This is a genomic window from Clostridium sp. (assembly GCF_036642255.1).
In the GTDB taxonomy this organism is placed as follows: Bacteria; Bacillota; Clostridia; order Clostridiales; family Clostridiaceae; genus Clostridium_J.
In genome coordinates this window covers 1-21,945 of record NZ_JAVWDJ010000015.1, presented here as the reverse complement: position 1 = coordinate 21,945, position 21,945 = coordinate 1, and the positions used below count along the sequence as shown (strand labels likewise).

Here is a 21,945-nt window from a genome sequence, read left to right as displayed (position 1 = left end):
TTAAGGAGGATTTAATATGTCAAAACTACCTGAAACAATGAAAGCTTTAGTAGCATATGGTAAGGGTGATTATCGTTTTGAAGCAAATTACCCTACACCACAATGTGGAAAAGACGACATTATTATAAAAACTGAAGGCTGCGGGGTTTGTGCTGGAGATTTAAAATGCCAACATGGTGCAGCAATGTTCTGGGGAGATGAAGTACAACCTTCATGGGTAAAACCTCCATTTATACCAGGTCATGAATTTCTTGGAGTAATTGTTGAAGTAGGTGAAAATGTAAAGAATTTCTCAATAGGGGATAGAGTAACTGCTGACCAAATAGTTCCTTGTGGGGAATGTAGATTCTGCAAGGACGGACATTATTGGATGTGCCAACCTCATGATATTTTCGGATTCCAGAAACAAAACAATGGTGGTATGGCAGAATATGTTCGCTATCCTAAAACTTCTGTGATTCACAAAGTGCCAAAGTCAATGGAACTAGAAGATGCATTGTTAATTGAACCTTATGCTTGTTCTAAGCATTGTGTAGATAGAGCTCAAATTGGATGTGAAGATATTGTTGTAATTTCTGGTGCAGGTACCCTTGGATTAGGTATGGTTACTTATGCAAGAATGAAAAATCCTAGAAAACTAATTGTTTTAGATATGGTTGATTCACGTCTTGAAAAAGCATTAGAATTTGGTGCAGATATTGTAATGAATCCATCAAAAACTGATGTGGTTAAAGAAATTCTTGATATGACAGAGGGATATGGTTGTGATATTTACATTGAAGCAACCGGTCATCCTTCTAGCGTGACTCAAGGACTAAGTATGATAAGAAAGTTAGGTCGTTTTGTTGAGTTTAGTGTGTTTAGTGCTCCAACAACTGTTGATTGGTCAATCATTGGTGACCGTAAAGAATTGGATATTTTAGGTGCTCACTTAAGCCCATATTGCTATCCATTTGTTATTGAAAACATTGCTAATGGAAACTTAAAAACAGATGGTATAGTGTCACGCAGTTTTCCGATAGAACAATGGGAAGAGGCTTTTGAGTACGCAACAGGTAAACATGGAGATTTTAAAGTAGCAATTACCTTTTAAAAGGGAATGCTTTAAAAGTGATAAAAATAAATCTAATACTTGAATTAACAAGAGGAGTTGAAGATATGAAATATTTAATTGGAGTTGACATAGGAACTCAGGGAACTAAAGCAGTTTTGATAAATCCAAAAGGTGAAGTGCTAGCACATAGTTATAAAGGATATGATGTTGAAACTCCAAAGCCTTCCTGGGCACAGCAATGGCCTGAGCCATGGGTGGAAGCCACTTTCGAAACCATAAAAGGTGTTGTTGATAAATCTAATGTTAACGCAGAAGATATTAAAGGGGTTGCTATAAGTAGTTTGTATGGTGGTTCCGGCATCCCTGTTGATAGAGAAATGAATCCTTTAGCTCCTTGTTTAATTTGGATGGATCGTAGAGCTGAAGATGAAGTTACTTGGGTAAAAGATAATGTTGATTTGGATGAATTGTTTAAAACCACTGGCAACTCTGTTAATTCATATTTCGGGTTCACTAAAATTTTATGGATGAAAAACAATCTAAATATATGGGATAAAATACATTATTTTTTACCACCAGCTTCTTATATTGTATATAAGCTGACTGGAGAAGTGGCTGCTGATCATTCATCAGCAGGAAATATCGGTGGGGTATATGATTTAAAAGAAAGAAAATGGTCAACTAAGATGCTAGAAAGCTTAGAAATACCAGTGAAATTCTTCCCTCAAAGACTTGTAGAATGTACTGAAGTAGTAGGTGGAGTCACTGAAAAAGCTGCTAAACTAACAGGATTGAAAGTTGGAACTCCAATCATTTGTGGTGGTGTTGATGCAGCGGTTGCTACATTAGGGGCAGGAGCATTTAATGATGGAAATCATGTGGCTATGATGGGGACTTCTATGTGTTGGGGATTTATTACTGAAGAGTCTAATCTTTCAGAGAGTTTAGTTAGTATGCCTCATGTGATAGACTCAATAAATAAAATTTATACCTTTGGAGGAGCTGCTACTGCAGGAGCTGTGATGAGATGGTTTAGAGATGTGCTTGGAGTAGAGGAATTATCTCAGGAAGAAGAAACAGGAATTAATGCCTATAGCTTATTGGAAGATAAGGCTGTGAATATCCCAGCAGGTTCGGAAGGGTTGATTGTACTTCCATACTTTATGGGAGAAAGAAGTCCAATTTGGGATAGTAACGCTCGTGGAACTATACTTGGATTAAGTCTTGTTCATAATAAAGGACACCTATATAAAGCATTTATGGAAGGTGTAGCTTACTCATTACGTCACAATATTGAAATGGTATCAGGTACAAATGTGCAGTTGGATAAAGAAATTATTCTTGTTGGTGGAGGTTCAAAATCAAAGATTTGGCCACAAATTTTTGCTGATGTTACAGGTAAGCCGGTGAGGATTATAAAAAATGACGTGGAAGCACCGTTAGCTGATGCATTGTTAGCGGGGCTAGCAACAGGGGTTTTCGAAAATCCAAGCATATTGGCTCAGTGGTTAGAATTTGATGAAACAATTGAGCCTAACTTAGAAAATACAAAATTATATGATAGAAATTTTGCAATATATAAAAAGATTTATTTGAATTTAAAAGATAATATGGCTGAAATAGCATGTTTGAAATAATTAACATGTTAAAGTTATCTAATATATTTCGTCTAACAATAATCTAAAACAGATACAGACTGGGCCTTATTGATAGTTAGGTTATTAATAGGTCCTGTTGTTGTGATATTACCAAAAATCACTAGCATATAGATTGATTAGTTTTGAAGATATAAAAATAAATTGCAAAATTATTGTGTGATTTTTCTTAGGAAATTGAAGGATATGGAGGTTTGTGATGAAAGATTTACATGAAATTTTAGATGATGTTAAGGAACTTGCTAAAAAGGTAGGAAGTATACAGTTAATTAACTTTAGAAAAGAGAATTTATATATTGAATCAAAATCCACCGCTATAGACTTGGTTACAGAAGTAGATAAACTTTCAGAAGAAATAATTCTAAATCATTTAAAGAATGTGTACCCGAATCATGGGATTCTCTCTGAAGAGAGTGGAAAGTTTGATAAAGAATCAGATTATCTGTGGGTGGTGGACCCGCTTGATGGCACGAATAATTATGCTAATGGTATTCCAATATTCGCCATATCCATAGCACTTCAATATAAAGTTGAGACTATGCTAGGTGTTGTGTATGCACCTTATATTAATGAAATGTTTTCGGCAATTAAAGGTGAAGGTGCATTCTTAAATCAGAGGAAATTAAGGATAGGAACTAAAAATTCACTAGTGCAGTCCATTGTAGCTACTGGTTTTCCATATGATAAAGCTACTCACAAAGCAAATAACATTACATATACTACAGCAATTGTACCAAAAGTAAGAGGATTTAGAAGGTGTGGTGCTGCCGCTGTTGATCTATCATATGTAGCGGCAGGATTTTTTGATGGATATTGGGAAATGAATATAAATCTGTGGGATGTAGCGGCTGGAATCCTCTTAGTAGAAGAGGCGGGAGGTAAAGTTGTTAACTTCAGAGATGATAGGAAAATCTCAATTATTGCTGGTAATGAAACAATATGCAATTTGCTTCTTAATGAAGTTCAAGAAGTTGATAAAAATTATTAATGCTATAGCAGTTACTACAATTAGGAGGCTATTATGGGAAAATATTTAGTGGGTTTAGATAATGGTGGAACATATATAAAGTCAGTTATTTTTGATGTAGAAGGGAATACAATAGCTTCTGCATATGAACAGGTTGAGTTGATTACACCTGGTGAGGGACGTACAGAACGAGATATGGATGCCTTATGGGAGGCAAATTGTGGAGTCTTAAAGCAATCCATTGAAAAAGCTGGGATTAAACCAAAAGAAATCTTGGGAATTTCTCTTTCAGGGCATGGAAAAGGACTTTATTTATGGGGTAAAGATAACAAGCCTGCATATAACGGGATTGTTTCAACTGATACAAGGGCCTATATGTATCCAGAAAAGTGGAATAGTGATGGAACAGCAGAGAAGGTATTTGAAAAAACTTGCCAAAAGATTTTAGCTTGTCAGCCTGTATCGCTTGTTAGTTGGCTGAAGGATAATAATCCTGAGGTAATAGAAAATACTAAGTGGATATTTGGAGTTAAAGATTACATTAGATTTAGATTAACAGCACAGGCTAATGCTGAAATTACAGATATTTCAGGTTCAAGCTTTGTAAATATTATTGAAGCAAAATATGATAGAGAACTTTTAAAGGACTTTGGATTGGAAGATATCTATGACAAGCTTCCTCCACTGAAATACTCCACAGAAATATCAGGATATATTACAGCAGATGCTAGTGGAAAAACAGGACTAGCTGAAGGAACTCCTGTGGCAGCTGGAATGTTTGACATTGATGCTTGTGCTATTGCTATGGATATTACAGATGAGGACAATCTTTGTGTTATTGCAGGTACATGGAGCATTAATGAATATATTTCTAAGGAACCAGTTCTTAATAAAACAGTTATGATGAATTCATTATATTGTATTCCTGGTTATTACCTTATTGAAGAGTGCAGCCCAACTTCTGCGGCAAATAACGAATGGTTTTTAAATAAATTTATGGGTGAGCAAAGAGCATTAGCTAAGGAAAAAGGGATTAATGTTTATGACTTGCTTAATGAAATGGTGGAATCTGTAAATCCAGGTGAACAGAACATCATGTTTTTACCATATATCTTTGGTTCAAACTATAATCCACAAGCAAAAGCTTGTCTAATTGGAATGGATAGTTCCCACACAAAAGAGCAAATGACCCGCGCAGTGTTTGAAGGAATTGTTTTTTGTCATATGGTTCATACTGAAAAGCTACTTATGAATCGTTCAAAGCCTAAGGCTGTTAGATTAGCTGGTGGTGCTGCAAATTCTAAAGTTTGGGTTCAAATATTTGCTGATGTGTTTAACTTACCTATTGAGATAATAGAAACGAAGGAGTTAGGGGCACTAGGTTCTGCTATGGCTGCTGGTGTAGCTGCTGGTGTTTTTGAAGATTTAAAAGAAGCAGCAAAAGTATTAGTTAAAGTAAAACAAAGAGTTGAACCCATTAAAGAAAATGTTGAAATTTATAAATCTAAATTTAATTTATATAAGGAAACTACTGAAGCTTTAGATAGCTTATGGAAGAAGTTTTAAATTACTAAAGCTTTTTATAGTATATGAATTGAAATGGAGGCTTTTATGTCATATCTATTAGGACTATATGAAAAATCCATGCCTAATGAACTTTCTTTAGAAGAAAAATTAATGGAAGGTAAAAATGCTGGCTTTGATTTTTTAGAAATTAGCATTGACGAAACAGATGCAAAGTTGCAGAGACTTCAATGGAGCCATGAAGAAAGAAAGGCAATAGTTGAAGCCATGTTTCGTACAGGGCTTCCGATAAAAACTATGTGTTTGAGTGGGCACAGAAAGTTTCCAATTGGAAGTAATGATAAAGTAATTGTTGAAAAAGCAATGGATATAATGAAAAAAGCTATTGATCTAGCAAGTGATATAGGGATTAGAATTATACAAATTGCTGGATATGATGTTTATTATGAGGAATCTACATCTGAAACAATACAGCGATTTGGTAAAAATTTAAAACAAGCTGTTGAATATGCATCACAAAAAGGTGTTATTTTAGGCTTTGAGACTATGGAAACGGAGTTTATGAACACTGTTGAAAAAGCAATGAAATATGTAGAAGCAATTAATTCACCATATCTAAATGTATATCCTGATATTGGGAATATTACAAATGCATCTAAGAAATACTTTACAGATGTATTAGATGATATCTCAAAAGGAAAAGGAAAGATTGTAGCAGCACATCTTAAAGAATCTTTGCCAGGAAAGTTTAGAGAAATTCCTTATGGCACAGGCCACGTAGATTTTCAAAGTGCTATTAAATTGCTTAAAGAAAATGGTGTTAATATGTTTACTGCGGAGTTTTGGTACAATGAGAATTTAAATTGGAGACAAGAATTGATTTTTGCTAATAACTTTTTAAGAGCAAATTTTAAAAGCAACCAAAATTGAACATGGTAGTTAGGTGATTATATACTACTTTTTAACAGGATTTTCATTAAAAGTGTCCACTTCACCCTAAAGTGAAGTAACAGCTTTAAATTAAAATCCGGATAACAACTAAATCTTCTGTGAAAGTTATTGAATAAAACAACTTGTTTATTAGTTAGTGGAAAAATATATATTAGAAATGAAAGGAGAAGAATTATGTTAGAAGCATTGAAAGAAAAGGTTTTAAATGCTAATCTTGAATTGCCCAAAAAGGGATTAATAACTTATACTTGGGGTAATGTAAGTGGAATTGATAGAGAAAAAGGATTAGTAGTTATAAAGCCAAGCGGAGTATCTTATGAAGATATGAAAGCAGATGATATGGTAGTAGTAGATTTAAATGGAAACATAGTTGAGGGAAAGTTAAATCCTTCATCAGACACACCAACTCATTTGGTTTTATATAAGGCTTTTCCTGAGATAGGTGGGGTTGTACATACCCATTCACCATGGGCTACTAGTTGGGCTCAAGCAGGAAAAGATATACCATGCTTTGGGACAACACACTGTGACTACTTCTATGGAAATATTCCTTGTACAAGAAAGATGACCCAAGAAGAAGTTGAAGGAGAATATGAATTACAAACTGGTAATGTAATACTTGAAAGATTTAATGAACTAAATGAAAACTTTATTCCAGGTGTAATAGTATGTAATCATGGACCTTTTTCATGGGGAAAGAGTCCAGAAGAGGCCGTTCACAATGCGGTGGTTTTAGAGGAAGTAGCAAAAATGGCTTATAGAACCATAACAATAAACTCTAGCCAAAGTGCAACTGAAAGTTATTTACAAGACAAGCATTTTCTTAGAAAGCATGGTAGTAATGCTTATTACGGTCAAAAGAAACAAGCATAATGAAAACTTCAACACAGGCTGCTTTTCACTGGGTAGAAGTGAAGAACAATTAGTCCCCGTTGTTGTTCTTATATAGAAAACACCTCAACTTATATGTTGAGGTGTTTTTGCTTATATTATAATAAACTTAGTAGTTTTAGAGTTAAATTATATAAATGTTATTCTAAAAGCCAGAATTATACCTCAGTATTGAGTTAAAAAAATCACATTTTTTACAACTTTAAAGTGATATTCAAAGATAAAATATATTGTTAAACATTTATTTATGATAAACAATAAAAAGATATATATTTTTAAAATACCTATTGACCTTAACGCGACGTAAAGGTGTAAAGTAATAATAAAGGGAGGCGAAACCATGGAGTACACAGTGCAAAAGCTTGGAAAATTAGCAGGAGTAAGCACCAGAACCCTAAGATATTATGATGAAATAGGAATTCTTAAGCCGGCAAGAATTAATTCCTCAGGATATAGAATTTATGGTGAAGCAGAAGTTAATAGACTACAACAAATTCTATTTTATAGGGAGTTAGGTGTAAGCTTAGAAAGTATAAAGGATATAGTAACTGCACCTTCCTTTGATGGAGCAAATGCACTGAGAGAACATCGTGAAAAACTCCTTGAAAAAAGACAACAATTAGACATGTTAATAGCTAATGTGGATAAAACCATAGCTCTAACTGAAGGGAGAATTAAAATGGCAGATAAAGAAAAATTTGAAGGTTTTAAACAAAAGATGATAGATGATAATGAGAAGAAATATGGCAAAGAAATCAGAGAAAAATACGGTGATGATACAATAGAAAAATCCAATAAAATGTTCAAGAATATGACTCAAGAACAGTATGAGGCTGTAGCAAGTCTTGAAAAAGAAGTAAGAGAAATTTTAGCGGAGGCATTTAAAACTGGTGACCCAGCTGGTGAATTAGCACAAAAAGCAGCAGATTTACACAAGCAATGGTTAACTTACTCTTGGCCAAAGTATAGCAAAGAAGCTCATGCAGGTCTTGCTCAAATGTATGTGGATGATGAAAGATTTAAAGCCTACTATGATGATAAGCAACCTGGATGTGCTGAATTTTTAAGGGATGCAATTTTTATTTATACTGGAATGAATAAATAAATCTAAAATAAGGAAAACTCTATTCTGATTTAAAAAGTTCAATATCCTTAAAGATTGATTTTCAAGAAGAGTTCAATTACAGGGGTAGCATAAAGCTAAAGATAAATAATATTGGATTTAAATAATTTTAGATAATTTATGTACTAAATATTTAACTGATTTATAGATAGATTCTATATAAAATTATAAAAAATCATACGAAAACCCTCCACCTTAATAATTTTAGTAAGGTAGAGGGTTAATTTATATAAAAACTTTTTTTATTATATACACTTACACACTATACAGTTCTTCTAGGGATCTTAAATTTTATAGTTCTCTCAATATCTTCTAAGAGCCTAAAATCCTTTGGATCTACAAATAAACAAGTGTAGCCTTCTTCACCAGCTCTTCCGGTTCTACCTATACGATGTATATAGGTTTCAACAGTTTCTGGAATATCATAATTATAGATATGGCTAACTCCACTAATATCTAAACCTCTAGAGGCTACATCTGTCGCTATTAAATACTGGAAATCAGCATTTTTAAAAGCTTTCATCAATCTTTCGCGTTTTGATTGAACTATATCACTATGTAACTTAGTACAGTTATACCCACGTCTATATAGTGCAACCTCAAGGTCGTCAGCTCTTCTTTTAGTTCTACAGAAGATGATGGCCATAAAGGGATTATCTTGATCTAGAATAGCACATAAGGCATCTTGTTTTCTTCTGTCAGTAGTTTCTACCACGTATTGTTTAATTGCATCAAGAGTAATTTCTTCCTTTTTTATGGAAATCATTGAAGGTTCATTCATATACTTATAGGCTAACTTTTTAACATCAGAATTTATAGTGGCAGAAAAACAAAGAGTCTGTCGCTTTTTTGAAGTTTCTTTTATAATAGACTCAACTTCATTCTTAAATCCCATAAGTAGCATTTGATCTGCTTCATCTATTATTAAGGTTTGTAATTTACTTAGATCCACTGTCTTTCTTTCAAGGTGATCTAAAAGTCTGCCTGGGGTAGCAATAATGAGATGAATGTTGTTTTTTAGCTTCTTTAATTGAGAGCCGATATCTTTACCACCATATGCAGCTAAAATATTTATATCTTTACCTTCTTTAAGCTTCATAGCTTCCTCAGTAATTTGAATAGCTAGTTCCCTTGTGGGAGTTACAATCAACCCTTGAATTTCACTTTTCTCTATAGATATATTTTCAAAAAGAGGGAGTAAAAATCCAAGGGTTTTTCCAGTGCCAGTTTGGGATTCTGCTATAACATCTTTACCAGCTTTAATAACAGAAATACATTCTTGTTGAATAGCTGTTGGCTCAGTAATGCCATTATGTTTTAATATTTTTATTATATCTTCACTAATACCTAATTCTCTAAAATTCATTCTTTTCTACCTTTCATTTGAAGCTTGCATTTTTATTTACCATTTTAAATAAGGATGGATAAATGTTACCAATATTTTATGTTAGATAATAAAACATATTTCCATGCGATGTTTCTTAAAGCTAAAGTTCATATTACAAAATATGAAGTAAGAAACACTATAAATTAACTGATTGTATTTAAAGCAACTTATTTAATCAGTTAATAATACCATACTGTGAGAATTAATACTAATAATAGTATAATTAGTATGAGATTTTTTATTACATTATCATCAATTAATATAAGTTTAATATTTTTTAAAAAATTCAAGAAAAAGTGTAATCGTATTCAATTGTTATAAATCAACAAATTGAATAATCAATAATCTTATTTTTTATATATGGGAAAAAATGATATATTGACAAAGTTATTTTTGCAAGTTAAAATATCAATAAGTTAATTTTCTGAAAAACTATGACGAGAAGAGTAGGTATAGAAAGTAGTCAAAGCGAGTGGACGATAGTGAAAGTTCCACACGAAGTCTATAGTGAAGAACATCTCTGAGTTGCTAGCTGAAATCTTTGTGAGAGTAGGTGTGGACGGAGCCTAACCGTTATATATAGGGCAGTATCGAAGAAAATTCCGTACTGATTTAGAGTGAGCTTTTATAGCTAATTTAGGTGGTACCGCGAAAGTCCAGCCCTTCGTCCTATTGTATAGGATGAAGGGCTTTTTGTATTCTCTTTCATTTTCTAAAACTAATCATGGCCATGATTAATATCAATAATAACTCGGGAGGTAAAAACTATGATAACTTATAAAAAACAACTTGCAATACCAAGTGGGTATAAACCACTTCTTGGACTTAAGGACACAGAAATTGCCATTAAACAAGTGAAGGACTTTTTTGAAACAAAAATATCAGAAGAATTAAATCTTACTAGAGTTTCAGCACCTCTTTTTGTAAAAACCGACACTGGTTTGAATGATAATTTAAATGGTGTTGAACGCCCTGTTACCTTTGATATTAAGGATATGGCTGGAGCTAATGTAGAAATTGTACACTCACTTGCTAAATGGAAGCGAATGGCTTTATTTAGATATGGGTTTAATAATGGTGAAGGATTATATACAGATATGAATGCAATAAGAAGAGATGAGGACTTAGATAATCTTCATTCTATATATGTTGACCAATGGGATTGGGAAAAGATAATTTTAAAAGAAGAAAGAACAATAAATAAGTTAAAAGAAATAGTAACAACTATATATAAGGTTTTTAAAGATACTGAACACTGTATTAACAAATTATACCCACAAATAGAGAAAATTTTACCAGAAGATATTTATTTTATAACTACTCAAGAACTAGAAGATTTGTATCCGGATTTTACTCCAAAGCAAAGAGAAGATGCTATATGTAAAGACAAAAAAGCAGTATTTATTATGAAAATAGGAGACACGCTAAAATCTGGAGAAAAGCATGACGGAAGAGCTCCAGACTACGATGACTGGACACTTAATGGTGATATTATATTTTGGTATCCTGTGTTAGAAAAAGCTTTTGAACTTTCATCAATGGGAATAAGGGTTGATGAAGAAACTCTTGAAAAGCAACTTAAGTTAGCACATTGTGAAGATAGAAAATCATTAGAGTTCCATAAGTTATTAATGGAAGGCAAACTTCCTTATACTATAGGTGGTGGAATAGGACAATCGAGGATATGTATGTACATGTTAAGGAAGGCTCATATCGGAGAAGTTCACGCTTCAATATGGTCACCAGAAATGATACAGGACTGCATGGAAGAAAATATTATTTTACTATAATCTATTTTATAACGCAAAACTCCCATCTACTTAAGGTGGGAGTTTTATTTTTAAAAGATAACTAATAAAATTGTTAATTAATTAATTATAAATCATAATTTCTTGAAGCTTTATTCATGAAATTTCTATAAAAACTTAGAATATATATTATCAAAATCTAATTTAATTAAATTTAGTCTAAAAAATAGATATTTTCATTAAACTTGCTGAACTTACGATAATTTTTGTAATGTTCAATATTGACATTTTATTAACAATGTTAAAAAGGTAAATTAAATATCTTGTTAAAGAAGGAAAAACCATTAAAAATATTGAATAAATAGTAATGAAATTAAAAGATATTCATAAGTTTAAAATGATTCTTAAAAATTTATTAGTATTTTAAGTGGAGGTAAAGGTACATGAAAAAAGTACTCACTACTTGTGGTTATTGTGGTTGTGGTTGCAATTTTTACTTGAATGTTGAAGAAAACGAAATAGTCGGTGTTACGCCTAAAAATGATCATCCAGTGAGCAAAGGAAAACTATGCGTTAAAGGATGGCAAGGATATAGTTTTGTTAAACATAAAGATAGAATTAAACAGCCTTTAATGAGAAATGAAGATGGAAGTTTTAAAGAGGTTTCTTGGGATACTGTACTTAAATTTATTGCAACATCTTTGAAGAATATTATAAAAAGAAATGGTTCTGATGCGCTTGGATTCTTATCCTCTGCAAGATGTACTAATGAAGAAAATTACCTAATTGTAAAACTGGCAAGAGCTATTTTGAAAACTAACAATATTGATCATTGTGCCCGTCTCTGACATAGCCCCACAGTAGCTAGTTTAGCTACAGCATTTGGAAGTGGAGCTATGACGAATTCCATTGAAGAATTAGAAGATGCAGAAGTTATTCTTGTTATGGGGTCTAATACTACAGAGCAGCATCCCTTAATTGGCATGAGGATAATAAATGCAGTTAAAAGTAAGGGGGCTAAGCTTATTGTAGCAGATCCAAGAAAGATACCTCTTGCAGAATATGCAGATACTTATGCTCCGATTAAACCAGGAAGTAATTTAGCACTTATAAATGGTATATTGAATGTAATTATAAGTGAAAATTTATACAATGAAAATTTTGTGGTCAATTTAACTGAAGGTTTTGAGGAATTTAAAGCTTCAGTTGAAAAGTATACCCCTGACAAGGTTTCTATTGAAACCGGGATATCTGAAGATACCATTAGACATATAGCAAGATTGTATGCTAAGGCAAAAACAGCTTCAATTGTTTATGCAATGGGGGTAACACAGCATGTTACAGGAACAAAATCTGTGGGAGCAATTGCTAACCTTGCTTTAATAACTGGGCATATTGGAAGAGAAGGCACAGGTGTGAATCCTTTAAGGGGACAAAATAATGTGCAAGGAGCCTGTGACATGGGAGCACTTCCAAATACACTTCCAGGATATCAATCTCTAAAAGATGAAAAGATATTTAATAAATTTTCTAAGGTATGGGGAGAAGATTTTGCCTGTGATAATGGAAAGACCTTAGGCGAAATGATGGATGGTGCAATTGATGGAAGTGTAAAATCACTTTTTATAATGGCAGAAAATCCAATGCTTTCTGATCCAAATCTTAATCATGTTAAAAAAGCTTTAGAAAGTTTAGAACTTCTTGTAGTTCAAGATATTTTTATAACTGAAACTGCAAAGCTTGCGCATGTAATATTACCTGGAGCAAGCTTTATTGAAAAGGATGGTACTTTTACAAATACAGAGAGAAGAGTTCAAAGGGTAAGAAAAGCCATAGAACCTGTTGGAAACAGTAAGGCAGATTGGGAAGTTTTATGCCAAGTAATTAAAGCTTTAGGACATCCTGCAGAGTATTCTTCACCAGAAGAAATAATGGAAGAAATTAGATCGTTGGTGCCTAGTTATGGTGGTATAACTTTCAAAAGACTTGATAAAGGAAGTTTGCAGTGGCCCTGTACAGATATAAATCATCCAGGAACAAAATTTTTGCATAAAGAAAAGTTTGTACGTGGACTTGGAAAGTTTACTGTAAATGAATATGAAGAATCAAGTCAGAAGTCTACTGAAGCATATCCATATATTTTAACTACAGGTCGTTTGCAGCATCATTATCATACTGGTACTATGACTAGGAGAGCTTGGGCACTAGATAGAGAATATCCTCATGGTTTTATGGAGATTAATCCAATCGATGCAAAAAATCTTGGCTTAAGAGAGCGTGGTAAAGTTAAGGTAACTTCTAGTATTGGGCATGTAATTACTGAAGTTCACATCACTGATAAAATAGTGCAAGGTGTTGTGTTTATTCCATTCCATTTTTGGGAAGTAGCCGTAAATAACCTTGTAGGAAGGAATTTAGACCCAGTTGTACAAATTCCAGAGTACAAAGTTTGTGCAGTGAAAATAGAAGGGGTGAAATAAATGGTAACACTAAAAAAAGAAAATTTGCAAGGTTTACTGAAACTTTGGTCTAAGGAGTTTGTAGTTTATGCACCCACAGAAGAGGAAGGAGAAGTTATGCTTCTTCCTTATGAGGAAGATAAATTAACTTTAGATTATATTAATTTTACCTTTCCTGTAAAGGAATTTCTTTTTAAACAAAGAGAGGCACTTTTTAAATGGGAAAGAAAGGGTGAAAACATAAAAGTTGAGACTTACAAAGATTCTAAAAATACTAAAAAGATACTTTTTGGAGTTAGATCCTGTGACGCTTATGGGATTGCATATATGGACAAATTTTTCTTAGAAGATTACGTTGATGGGAATTACGAACAACATAGAGATTCAACTTATATTGTGGCTACAAACTGTGTAAAGATTGGAGAAAGTTGTTTTTGTAATTCATTGAAGATCGGGCCTTTTGCTGAAGTGGGGTATGATGTTCTATTAACCCCTCTTGAAGATGTTTATTTAATAGAGATAGGAAGCAAAAAAGGCGAAGAACTAATGGCTCTTGCTGAAGATTTCTTTGAGAAAGCTGATGAATTAAGCTTAGATGAAAAAAATGTAATACAGCACAATGTTATGAAGGAATTCAAAACAGAGATTAAGGCACATAATGTGCATAAGGTTCTTGAGGAAAATTTCAATAACACAATATGGGAACAACTTTCTAAGGACTGTATTAGATGTACAGGGTGCACAATGATGTGCCCTACATGTACATGTTTCAATGTGGTAGAGGAAAATAATTGTAATAATAGCGGCTGCAGAGTTAGATATTGGGATTCTTGCCAAAGTGATTCCTTTACTAGAAATGCTGGAGAGCATAATCCAAGGAATGGTGTTTCAAGAGTAAGATATAGAATATACGACAAATTGAAATATATAGAAGAAAGATTTAATATGAAGGGCTGCACTGGGTGTGGAAGATGCATAAAAGTTTGTCCAGCAAACATAAATATTGTTAATATCATCAATGAGTTATCAGAAAAAGGCATTGACATTGAAAGTGATTTAGATACGTTAAATAGCGAAGTTGCCAGTGATAGTGAATTTAATAAGAAATATAGCAATGTAGAAGGGGTGAAAGCGTAATGAACCATAATCATGAACTAAATCAAGGAACTAGTTGTGAGGAGGTTTACACACCACAAGTTGCAGTGATTACAGATATAATTGAGGAAACAAGAAATATAAAGCGTTTTATAATGCAGTATGAAGATAAAACCTTACATGATAATTTTAAATTCCATGGACAATTTTTTGAAATAACAGTATTTGGTGTAGGGGAAATAGCTATATCAATTCCATTTTCTCCAAACACAAAGAATCAATTCGATTTTTGTATAAAAAAAGCTGGAAAAGTAACTAAAGCAATACACGACATGAAGGTTGGAGATAAGGTTGGGTTAAGAGGACCATTTGGTAAAGGTTTTGAAGATGAGAACTTCAAAGGTAGAGATGTAATAATTGTGGGAAGTGGAGTAGGACTTGCTCCAGTAAGGACAATGATAGTTAGAATGTTGGAAAATAGACAAGATTTTGGCAAAGTTGTTGTTATCGGAAGCGCTCTTTCTTATGAGGATTTAGTTTATAAGGAAGATTTGATACAATGGAAAAATAGTGAAGGTGCGGAAGTTCTATATGCATTAAGCAATCCCACGGATAAGGTTGAAGCTCATGTAGGTTATATAAATGATTTGCTACCTGATTTGGGCCTAGATTGGAAAAATGCTTCTGCAATTATTTGTGCATCACCTAGAAGAATAAAAGCAGTAGCTAAGGATTTAATAAATCTCGGTATGAAAGCAACGGATATATATACTTCGCTGGAAACACATATGCGCTGTGGTATAGGTAAATGTGGACACTGCAAGGTGGGAAGTAAGTATATGTGCATTGATGGACCAGTTTTCAACTATGAGGAGATGCTAGCATTACCACCTGAGTTCTAAGAATATAAATGCTATTCGGGCATTTCTCAGGTAACTTATAATGAAGATTATCAACGTGAGATTATCCGATAAGCTTGTATTTAAATTTATTAAGGGATTACAAACCACAATTTATATATGAAAACTAAAGCATAGATGAATTGATTTTTAGGTGGATTTAAATTTTCAATTTTGTAAATGCCTATTACGTAAGTATGTAGACATTTTTTCGTTCACAAAATTACCTTAGTGCTGTTGAAGCTATCTATTTGGACAGAAAACTAGATTTTGCACAGAAAATTTAATTTTGTACACACAAACTTGGTATGTACACACAATGGAGGAAAACAATTGAAAGAATTTGGAACTGCGGCAATTTTATGTGGTGGAAAAAGTAGAAGAATGGGTTTTGATAAGCGAGATATTAAAATTGATGGTAAACTCCTTATTGAAATCATTGCAGAACAATTGGAGCAAGTTTTTGAAGAGATAATTTTAGTGTCAAATGACAAGAAAAAGTTTAGACATATGAAATACAGGGTAGTTGAAGATTCGCTTCCTGACTCTGGAGCTATAGGCGGAATTTATACTGCTTTAAACTATGCAGTTTCTAACTATGTCTTTATAACTGCATGTGACATGCCTATAATAAATCTACATTATATAAAATACATGAAAGAACTTATAAAAAGTGAAAATTATCAGGGTGTGGCTTCATATAATTCTGGACAAATTGAGCCTCTACAAGCTTTTTATTCAAAAGGAATGGTGTCTATTTTTAAACATCAGTTAGATGAAAATAACTTTAAGTTATTAAAGGTAATCAGCAATTGCAATATGCATTATGTAGAAGATGAAATTGTAAGAACATACTGTAAGGATATGTGTATTTTTACAAACTTAAACTATAAGACAGATTTGATTTTGCTGGAAAAAGCTTGTAATTTAACTTTGGAGGAATAGTTGCCTATGAATAATACAAAAAAAATAAACATTTTAAAAATAAATAATGAAGCATGGGAAGAAGTGCATGATTCTATAATAGTAGAAAAGCCATTGAAAATATATATAAATGAGAAATTTTATACAGTTATGATGTGCACACCAAGTGAAGCCATTGAATTGACAATAGGATTTCTATCTTCTGAAGGCGTCATTTCATCTATGGAATCTATTGAAAGTATCGAAGAGAAGTTCGATGATAGGGTATGTGTAATTTTAAAAGAGCACATTAAAATGGGTTTTGATACAATACAGGCCACAACTTCTGGTTGTGGAAAAGGGAGTATTCAACTAAGATTTATTGAGGGTTGGGGAATTGAAGCAATTCAAAGTAATCATGAATTTTCATTTAAGACTATCTTAAAACTTATGAGAGAATTTAATTGTAAATCTGAGCTTTTTATAGAAACAGGGGGAGTACACAGTTGTTCTATTTGCGATAATGAAGGTATTCTTCTTTTCGCAGAGGATATAGGACGACATAATGCCTTAGATAAAGTTATTGGAAAAGCTATTATGAATAACATTAATCTTCAAGATAAGCTTGTAATGACTACTGGTAGAATTTCTTCAGATATAATTATTAAAGCAATAAAAGCAGGTATTCCAGTGATAATATCACATTCAGCCCCGACAAAATTAGCCTTAGAAATAGCTGAATCTGCAAATCTAACAGTTATAGGCTTTGCACGTGGATTTAGAATGAATGTTTATTGTGGGGCAAATAGGATTACTAGATGAATTCTAGTTAAAAGAATCATGGTAAAATTCATTAGTATAATTTGTTATATACCATAAAAATCTGTGGTTTCTTTTAGATAATAATTTTTAATTTATATTAAAAGATTGCACAGATTTTTTTGTGAAAAAGATAAATAGGTACATAAGTAAGGACTATTCAAATAGAGCTTAATTTTAAAACTATAATAAAGTAATGGTAAACAATTACAAACTTTTATTCATGTGAAAAATAGAGGATTTCAATAGTGGGTGTCGAAATAAATTTAAGAACTTGTTTATTTTATGAGAAAAAAATGCAATTAGTCGAACTAGGGGGTAAGGGAATATAATGTTTAAATCATTAAAAATGAGGATATTGACATCTTTCATAGTGCTAACTTTTGTTTGTACACTTATATTTACAGCAGTTTCTATCTATCAAATTAGATCTGCAGTAACCAATCAAATGAAAAATGATGGTACAAATCTTGTTACTGTTATTAACAGAGAAATAGGTAAATATGATTTTAATGATTCAAAGAAAATTGAAACAATACTAAAGGAAGTTAAGTCGCAAAGTAAAGAAAATATAAAATACATATCTCTTGCAGATACAGATCTAAAGATAATTGCTTCTAGTGATAATGAAGGTTCACAAGACTCAGGAGAAAGCACCGATGCAGTAACTGGTGCTAGTGAGCAACAAAGTGAAGAAGTTGCAGGGAGTATAAAAGAAGGAAAATCTTCAGGATATATTTTTGAAACAGAAACTGGAGAGAAGGTTTATAATGTGTCTACTGCTTTTTATCAAGGTGAAAAGTTAGTTGGAACTATTAGTATTGGAATTTCCTTAAATGTAATGAATGACATGATTACTGCAAGCTTAAAGCAAATTATTATTATCGCTTTAATAGTTCAGGCTCTCGCCATCGTCGTTGGTGTAATTATGGCTAAAAGAATAACAAAACCAATAACTAATGTTATAGATAAGTTAGATGATTTTGCAAAGGGAGACTTTACAGTAGAATTTAATAGTAATAGAAATGATGAAACAAAGAAATTAGCTGATGCTCTTAATCAGTCCATATATATAATAAAACAAATGCTAAGAGAAATGAAGGATAGTATGCATGATCTTAGTCGCATATCGGTTTACTTAAAAACTTCAAGTGGAAATGTAGAAAACTCTAGTAAGATTGTTTCTGATTCTATTCAAGAGGTAGCACAAGGAATTTGTGAACAAGATAGTAGTATGAATCATGCAACTAAAGCCATAGAAAAATTTAGTACCTCTTTATATCATATACAGGAAAAAGTGAAAGATACCACTACAAGCAGTGTAGCTATTGAAAGCACTGCAAATGTTGGAGCAGAAAGGCTGACAGAATTAGTTAAATCTATAGAAGATGTTAGAAATTCATTTGGTGCTGCAACAGAAAATATAATGTATTTAAATGGAGATGCAAATAAAATTGGCGAGATAATGAGCGTTATAAATAGTGTGGCAGAACAAACAAATTTACTTGCATTAAATGCTGCTATAGAAGCAGCTAGAGCAGGTGAAGCAGGTAAAGGATTCTCGGTGGTTGCTGAAGAAATTAGAAAACTAGCTGAGCAGGTAATGGATTCATCTAGGAGTATTAATGAAATAACTACAGGAATTCTTACCAGTGTACAAAGTGTATCTAGTATTACAAAAGATATTTCAGTTAAAATGGACAATCAAATGCATATGGTAGATAATACAATGACTGCCTTTAAAAATATACAGTCAGAAGTTAATAAAACTACTCCTGAGTTTAAAAACATTTTTCAAGCTATAAAGAGCGTAGTATCAGAGGAAGAAGCGATAATGAGTAATGTGGAAGAAGTATCTGCAATATCAGAGCAAATATCTGCATCTACTCAAGAAATAGCATCTTCTGTGCAAGAACATGCCTCTACCATGGAAGAATTATCAAATTTATCTGACAAAATCAATGATCTGACAAATAGATTAAATGATAATATTGATAAGTTTAAAATATAAGTTACAAAAGAGCTATTGTATAGCTCTTTTGTTTTTTACCGTAAAATATCTATTTTAAAGAACTTATAATAGAAAATAACAAAAAAGGAGAAGTTATTTTGAGGAAAAGATTCGGTGACTAAAATTTGTTACTTATTCAGTTTATGAATGTTCTTAGTATTAAAGTTATTGTGCAAAAAAAGTCCCATGAATGGGTGTCAATTTAAAAAAGCAAGAGTGGTATTTGATAAAAAAGTATCAATGAATAAATAGTTAAATTTTTAGCAATAATATTGCGATATTCTTGCATTTCCTTTTTACAAATAAAAGAAATCTTGAATATGAGGTTTAATTGGTATCCTATATAAAATAGTTAGAAAATTATTAGGAGGGTCTAGGGCCAAAGAATATAGAGGAAATATAATAAAAACAAATAAAAACACGTTGCTTTTATCAAAATATCGTTGTCGTTGACATTGGAGGTTTATTGAAAATTGTGAAGGATTTAACTTAATAAAAATCATTTATTAATAAAAAAGCTTTTTTTACCCATAATTATTTAATATTAGAAATATTAGTCACTATTGAAATATTTTAAAAATTAGCATAATATATAATCGTGATAATAATTTAACAATATTTCAAGGGGGAAATATAATGAGTAGGCTATTTGATTATCGGGACTTAGACAATATTTTAGAAAAACATGAGTTTAAAGCTAGCAACATCATAGCAATTCTTCAGGATACTCAAGAAATATATAGGTATTTGCCTAAGGAGATATTTGCATATCTCTCAGAGAAACTTAGTATAAGTAGAGCTAAGATATACAGTATAGCAACTTTTTATGAAAACTTTTCTTTAGAACCTAGGGGCGAATACATTATAAAGATATGTGATGGAACAGCCTGCCATGTTAGAAAGTCTATTCCAATATTGGAGAAGTTAAGAAAAGAATTAAAATTATCTGAAATTAAGACTACTACAGATGATTTGAAGTTTACGGTAGAAACTGTTTCCTGTCTTGGTGCATGTGGACTTGCTCCAGTTATAACGATTAATGAAAAAGTTTACGGGTCTATGACTCCAGAAAAAGTAACAGAACTATTAAATGCTCTTAAGGAGGAGAAATAATATGCTTCTTAATAGACAGGATTTAATTAATATTCAAGGGACATATAATAAGAGATTAGAATCGCAAACAATAAAGATACTTATTTGTGCAGGTACTGGTTGTGTTGCTGGTGGTGCGTTAGATATTTATGATGAATTTACAAGACTGATGAAAGAAAAAGATATAAACTGTGAAGTAAGTCTTGAAAAAGAGCCACATGATGAATCAGTGGGAATTAAGAAAAGTGGATGTCATGGTTTTTGTGAAATGGGACCACTTGTGAGAATTGAGCCTTGGGGTTATTTATATATAAAAGTAAAACCAGAGGATTGTGAGGAGATTTTAGATACAACTATTGTTAATAATCAATGTGTAGAGAGACTTGCGTATAGCAAAGATGGAGAAATACATAAGAGACAAGAAGAGATCCCTTTTTATAAAAAACAAACTAGAGTTGCGCTAGAACATTGTGGTCATATTGATGCAACATCTATAGAGGAATATTTTGCAGTAGGAGGGTATACAGCTCTTCAAAAATCACTATTTGAAATGAGTGCTGACGATATTATTAATACCATAGAGGAGTCAACTTTAAGAGGACGTGGTGGTGGAGGTTTTCCGGCTGGCCGTAAATGGTCTCAAGTAAAACGTCAACAGGAAAAGATAAAGTATATTGTTTGTAATGGAGATGAAGGTGATCCGGGAGCTTTCATGGATAGAAGTATGATGGAAGGAGACCCACATCGAGTACTTGAAGGAATGATGATAGCTGGAATTGCTTGTGGAGCTCAAGAAGGATATATATATGTTCGTGCAGAGTACCCTCTTGCAGTGAGTAGACTTAATAATGCTATAAATCAAGCAAGGCAATACGGTATTCTAGGAGAAAATATTCTTGGTACGAACTTTAATTTTGATATAAAGATTAATAAAGGTGCAGGTGCCTTTGTTTGTGGTGAAGGAAGTGCTCTAACTGCATCTATTGAAGGAAAACGTGGAATGCCAAGGGTAAAACCGCCAAGAACTGTGGAACAAGGACTTTTTGGTAAACCTACTGTTCTTAATAATGTAGAAACTTTTGCTAATATAACTTCAATAATTTATAGAGGAGCACAGTGGTATAAAACCATTGGAACTGAAAAAAGTCCAGGGACAAAGGCTTTTGCCCTAACTGGAAATATTGAAAATACAGGGTTAATTGAAGTACCAATGGGAACGACTTTAAAAGAAGTTATCTTCGATATAGGTGGAGGCATGAGAGGTGGTACAGGGTTCAAGGCTGTACAAATAGGGGGCCCATCAGGCGGATGCCTAACAAAGGAACATCTTGATTTACCTTTAGACTTTGATTCTCTTAAAAAGGCAG

Annotated in this window: 17 protein-coding genes and 1 other annotated feature; of the genes, 16 read left to right on the top strand and 1 reads right to left on the bottom strand. The window is 32.5% G+C overall.

The genetic code is table 11. From position 1 onward, the window contains the following. The first annotated feature begins 16 nt into the window (after positions 1 to 16). From RR409_RS10175 to RR409_RS10145, 7 genes are all read left to right on the top strand, one after another. The gene (locus tag RR409_RS10175; protein ID WP_332557643.1) at positions 17 to 1,093 is read left to right on the top strand and encodes an alcohol dehydrogenase catalytic domain-containing protein; all 1,077 of its coding nucleotides are present in this window, start codon (positions 17 to 19) and stop codon (positions 1,091 to 1,093) included. 65 nt (positions 1,094 to 1,158) lie between these two features. Then, a complete protein-coding gene (locus RR409_RS10170; RefSeq protein ID WP_332557642.1) occupies positions 1,159 to 2,691 on the top strand; it encodes an FGGY-family carbohydrate kinase in 1,533 nt (510 codons plus the stop codon). Positions 2,692 to 2,908: 217 nt separating this feature from the next. Beyond that, entirely contained in the window at positions 2,909 to 3,697 is a 789-nt protein-coding gene (locus RR409_RS10165; protein ID WP_332557641.1) for an inositol monophosphatase family protein, read from the top strand. A 33-nt stretch (positions 3,698 to 3,730) separates the two neighbouring features. Then, positions 3,731 to 5,242: an FGGY-family carbohydrate kinase gene (locus RR409_RS10160; protein WP_332557640.1), complete on the top strand. Its 1,512-nt coding sequence runs from the start codon at positions 3,731 to 3,733 to the stop codon at positions 5,240 to 5,242. Between the two features lie 45 nt (positions 5,243 to 5,287). Next, positions 5,288 to 6,130, top strand: coding sequence for an L-ribulose-5-phosphate 3-epimerase (locus tag RR409_RS10155; RefSeq protein WP_332557639.1), 843 nt, complete (start codon positions 5,288 to 5,290; stop codon positions 6,128 to 6,130). A gap of 195 nt (positions 6,131 to 6,325) precedes the next feature. Beyond that, positions 6,326 to 7,024, top strand: a complete 699-nt coding sequence (gene araD / locus RR409_RS10150) for an L-ribulose-5-phosphate 4-epimerase (RefSeq protein WP_332557638.1) — start codon at positions 6,326 to 6,328, stop codon at positions 7,022 to 7,024. Between the two features lie 358 nt (positions 7,025 to 7,382). After that, positions 7,383 to 8,147: a MerR family transcriptional regulator gene (locus tag RR409_RS10145; RefSeq protein WP_332557637.1), complete on the top strand. Its 765-nt coding sequence runs from the start codon at positions 7,383 to 7,385 to the stop codon at positions 8,145 to 8,147. Between the two features lie 280 nt (positions 8,148 to 8,427). Here the strand turns inward: RR409_RS10145 and RR409_RS10140 are convergent, their stop codons facing one another. Continuing rightward, positions 8,428 to 9,531 (bottom strand): DEAD/DEAH box helicase, encoded by a 1,104-nt coding sequence (locus RR409_RS10140; protein WP_332557636.1) that lies wholly within the window; start codon positions 9,529 to 9,531, stop codon positions 8,428 to 8,430. Between the two features lie 446 nt (positions 9,532 to 9,977). After that, positions 9,978 to 10,227: a binding site (T-box leader), on the top strand. A 92-nt stretch (positions 10,228 to 10,319) separates the two neighbouring features. On the opposite strand from RR409_RS10140, the gene asnA reads away from it, so the two are divergent. The 9 genes from asnA to RR409_RS10095 all read left to right on the top strand — a co-directional run. Then, positions 10,320 to 11,342, top strand: a complete 1,023-nt coding sequence (gene asnA / locus RR409_RS10135) for an aspartate--ammonia ligase (protein ID WP_332557635.1) — start codon at positions 10,320 to 10,322, stop codon at positions 11,340 to 11,342. A 401-nt stretch (positions 11,343 to 11,743) separates the two neighbouring features. Beyond that, entirely contained in the window at positions 11,744 to 13,780 is a 2,037-nt protein-coding gene (gene fdhF, locus RR409_RS10130) for a formate dehydrogenase subunit alpha (RefSeq protein WP_332557634.1), read from the top strand. Beyond that, positions 13,781 to 14,896 (top strand): 4Fe-4S dicluster domain-containing protein, encoded by a 1,116-nt coding sequence (locus tag RR409_RS10125; protein ID WP_332557633.1) that lies wholly within the window; start codon positions 13,781 to 13,783, stop codon positions 14,894 to 14,896. Next, positions 14,896 to 15,756 carry an FAD/NAD(P)-binding protein gene (locus RR409_RS10120; RefSeq protein ID WP_332557632.1) on the top strand — a complete coding sequence of 287 codons (861 nt, stop codon included), beginning with the start codon at positions 14,896 to 14,898 and terminating at the stop codon, positions 15,754 to 15,756. The genes RR409_RS10125 and RR409_RS10120 overlap by 1 nt, the downstream gene beginning before the upstream one ends. 330 nt (positions 15,757 to 16,086) lie before the next feature. After that, on the top strand, positions 16,087 to 16,698 hold the full coding sequence (locus tag RR409_RS10115; RefSeq protein ID WP_332557631.1) for a molybdenum cofactor guanylyltransferase: 612 nt from the start codon (positions 16,087 to 16,089) through the stop codon (positions 16,696 to 16,698). Between the two features lie 6 nt (positions 16,699 to 16,704). After that, complete coding sequence (fdhD, locus tag RR409_RS10110) at positions 16,705 to 17,478, top strand: formate dehydrogenase accessory sulfurtransferase FdhD (protein WP_332557630.1); 774 nt, start codon at positions 16,705 to 16,707, stop codon at positions 17,476 to 17,478. A gap of 328 nt (positions 17,479 to 17,806) precedes the next feature. After that, on the top strand, positions 17,807 to 19,486 hold the full coding sequence (locus RR409_RS10105; RefSeq protein ID WP_332557629.1) for a methyl-accepting chemotaxis protein: 1,680 nt from the start codon (positions 17,807 to 17,809) through the stop codon (positions 19,484 to 19,486). Positions 19,487 to 20,122: 636 nt separating this feature from the next. Further along, positions 20,123 to 20,599, top strand: coding sequence for an NAD(P)H-dependent oxidoreductase subunit E (locus RR409_RS10100; RefSeq protein ID WP_332557628.1), 477 nt, complete (start codon positions 20,123 to 20,125; stop codon positions 20,597 to 20,599). A gap of 1 nt (position 20,600) precedes the next feature. Further along, positions 20,601 to 21,945 (top strand): SLBB domain-containing protein (locus RR409_RS10095; protein ID WP_332557627.1); only part of this gene is annotated, 1,345 nt, incomplete at its 3' end.

Coding starts and splice junctions, on each gene's coding strand:
- RR409_RS10175 (WP_332557643.1), top strand. CDS start 17: ATGTCAAAACTACCTGAAACAATGAAAGCTTTAGTAGCATATGGTAAG.
- RR409_RS10170 (WP_332557642.1), top strand. CDS start 1,159: ATGAAATATTTAATTGGAGTTGACATAGGAACTCAGGGAACTAAAGCA.
- RR409_RS10165 (WP_332557641.1), top strand. CDS start 2,909: ATGAAAGATTTACATGAAATTTTAGATGATGTTAAGGAACTTGCTAAA.
- RR409_RS10160 (WP_332557640.1), top strand. CDS start 3,731: ATGGGAAAATATTTAGTGGGTTTAGATAATGGTGGAACATATATAAAG.
- RR409_RS10155 (WP_332557639.1), top strand. CDS start 5,288: ATGTCATATCTATTAGGACTATATGAAAAATCCATGCCTAATGAACTT.
- araD (WP_332557638.1), top strand. CDS start 6,326: ATGTTAGAAGCATTGAAAGAAAAGGTTTTAAATGCTAATCTTGAATTG.
- RR409_RS10145 (WP_332557637.1), top strand. CDS start 7,383: ATGGAGTACACAGTGCAAAAGCTTGGAAAATTAGCAGGAGTAAGCACC.
- RR409_RS10140 (WP_332557636.1), bottom strand. CDS start 9,531: ATGAATTTTAGAGAATTAGGTATTAGTGAAGATATAATAAAAATATTA.
- asnA (WP_332557635.1), top strand. CDS start 10,320: ATGATAACTTATAAAAAACAACTTGCAATACCAAGTGGGTATAAACCA.
- RR409_RS10125 (WP_332557633.1), top strand. CDS start 13,781: ATGGTAACACTAAAAAAAGAAAATTTGCAAGGTTTACTGAAACTTTGG.
- RR409_RS10120 (WP_332557632.1), top strand. CDS start 14,896: ATGAACCATAATCATGAACTAAATCAAGGAACTAGTTGTGAGGAGGTT.
- fdhD (WP_332557630.1), top strand. CDS start 16,705: ATGAATAATACAAAAAAAATAAACATTTTAAAAATAAATAATGAAGCA.
- RR409_RS10105 (WP_332557629.1), top strand. CDS start 17,807: ATGTTTAAATCATTAAAAATGAGGATATTGACATCTTTCATAGTGCTA.
- RR409_RS10100 (WP_332557628.1), top strand. CDS start 20,123: ATGAGTAGGCTATTTGATTATCGGGACTTAGACAATATTTTAGAAAAA.